We start from the raw sequence: 2,049 nt of genomic DNA on the forward strand, positions 1-2,049 counted from the left end.
GCGGGCACAGGCGAACCAGCAGATGAGCTCGCTGGCCGCGCAGTTGGCCGAGTTCAAGCGCCGGGTGTTCGGCGCCCGCAGCGAAGCGCTCGCGGTGCTGCAGCCCGAACTCTGGCAAGACGTCGTCGAGCTCCCGGTGCCACCCGAACAACTCGACGAGGTCAAGGGCCACCGGCGCCGCCGCCAGGGCCGCCCGGCCATCGATGAGAGCTTGCCGCGCCGACGCGTCGAATACGACCTCAGCGACGAGGACAAGGCCGGCTTCGCACGCGTCGTGCGCATTGGCGAGGAAGTGTCCGAGACGCTGGAATACACGCCGGCCAGGCTCGAGGTGTTGCAGCATGCGCGGCTGAAGTACCGGTGCGAAGACGAGGCCGGGCGCAGCACGATCCGCACCGCGTGGGCACAGGCGTCGCCACTCGTGCGCAGCAACGCCGGCGCGGGGCTGCTTGCCTACGTGACGGTGTCGAAGTACGCGGACCACAGCCCCCTCGCTCGGCAGGAACGGGGACTCGCCAGGCACGGCGTGCGGCGCTCGCGCCAGACGCTGTGCGACTGGACGCTGGGCACGGCCGAACTGCTCGCCCCGCTGATGGTGCCGCTCAAGCGCCACGTGCTGGGCAGCGCCGTCATCTTCACCGACGACACGACCCTCGCGCTGAAGGCGCCACGCGGCGAGTCCCAAGGCAAGACCATCACGGCGCGGCTGTGGGTCTATCTGGCCGGCGGCTGGCTGCCAGACCCCGAGGGGCGCTGGCGCCGCGTGGCGCCGGCGGCACTGTATGACTTCACCACCGACCGGTCGGGTTCGCACGCCCGGCACATGCTGGGCGCCTGGCGGGGCTTCCTGCAAGCTGACGATTTCTCCGGCTATGCCGCGTCGTTCCGCTCGGGCGTCGTGCACGCGGCCTGCCTGGTGCATGCGAGGAGGCGCTTCGCGAAGATCGTCAAGGATGCGCCCAAGGGCTCGCCGCCGGGGCTCGCGCACGAGGCGATGCGTTACTTCGCCGAGGTCTACCGCATCGAGGGCGAGATCCGCGGGGCCGACCCTGACGAGCGCCTGCGCGTGCGTCAACTCGAGACCCGGCCCCTGATGGTCGAGTTCCACCGCTGGCTCAGCGGCCACGCGCCCACGGTGCTGCCCAAGTCGCCGCTGGGCGAGGCCTTCGGCTATGCCCTGAGCAACTGGGCGGCGCTCAACACCTTCATCGAGCACGGCATCCTGGAGGCGGACAACAACATCAGCGAGCGTGCAATGAAACCAGTGGCCCTGTCGAGGAAGAACTGGCTCTTCGCGGGCTCCGAGCGCGGCGGGCGCGCGGCGGCGGTTGCCTTCAGCCTCATCGAGACGGCACGGCTCAACGGCGTGGAGCCCTACGCGTACCTGCGCGACGTGCTCCAGCGCATCAACGGCCATCGCCAGGACCGGCTGGAGGAGTTGCTGCCGATGAACTGGAGGCCGGCATGAATACGCGCACGCCGCCGATGCAAGACGCCACGCTGATCGACGCGCTGAACCAGGCGACGAGCCTCGAGTTGTACCAACTCAGCGCGCTCGTGGAGCGACTGATGACGGACCCGCGGCGCATCGTGGCCGTGCGCCGTGATCTGCACCTCGGACAGGTCGTGCGTTTCTACGATGGCCGCCGCGACACGATGCGTGAGGGGCGCATCATCGAGATGCGCGATGCGCAGGTGACGTTGCATGACACGCAGCAGCGAGTGCATTGGAAGTTGCCCTACGCAGCGATCGAGCCGCCGCAGTCCGCAGCGCAACCGGGCCCCGCAACACCGCCGGCGCAACCCACGCCTCCTGCTGCCCCGAGACCCACACGCGCTGACTTCGCGCGCGGCGACAAGGTCTCCTTCACCGATCGTCATTTGCAGACGCACGTCGGCGTCATCACCCGCAGCAACCCCAAGACCGCCACCATCGACACGGGAGAGGCCTCCTGGAGCGTGTCCTACGGACACCTGCGGCGGGTCATCGACATCTGACTGACACGCCGCTTCTCCGTCGTCAAGCGACGGGGAAGACCGGACAGACAC

The 2,049-nt window shown here is 69.1% G+C and carries 2 protein-coding genes; both read left to right on the forward strand.

Features of this window, described 5'->3' with window-relative positions:
• Nucleotides 1-1,468, forward strand: a 1,468-nt coding sequence (tnpC, locus tag WKW79_RS36885; RefSeq protein ID WP_340340172.1) for an IS66 family transposase, incomplete at its 5' end; no start/stop codon positions are given.
• On the forward strand, nucleotides 1,465-1,998 hold the full coding sequence (locus WKW79_RS36890; RefSeq protein WP_340340173.1) for a hypothetical protein: 534 nt from the start codon (nucleotides 1,465-1,467) through the stop codon (nucleotides 1,996-1,998). The genes tnpC and WKW79_RS36890, both read left to right, overlap by 4 nt.
• Nucleotides 1,999-2,049: the final 51 nt, after the last annotated feature.

Origin of the sequence: Variovorax robiniae (genome assembly GCF_037889955.1) — a bacterium.
GTDB lineage: Bacteria > Pseudomonadota > Gammaproteobacteria > Burkholderiales > Burkholderiaceae_C > Variovorax > Variovorax robiniae.

Bases quoted from the DNA above. Each gene is read 5' to 3' on its own strand.
- WKW79_RS36890 (WP_340340173.1), top strand. From the start codon at position 1,465: ATGAATACGCGCACGCCGCCGATGCAAGACGCCACGCTGATCGACGCG.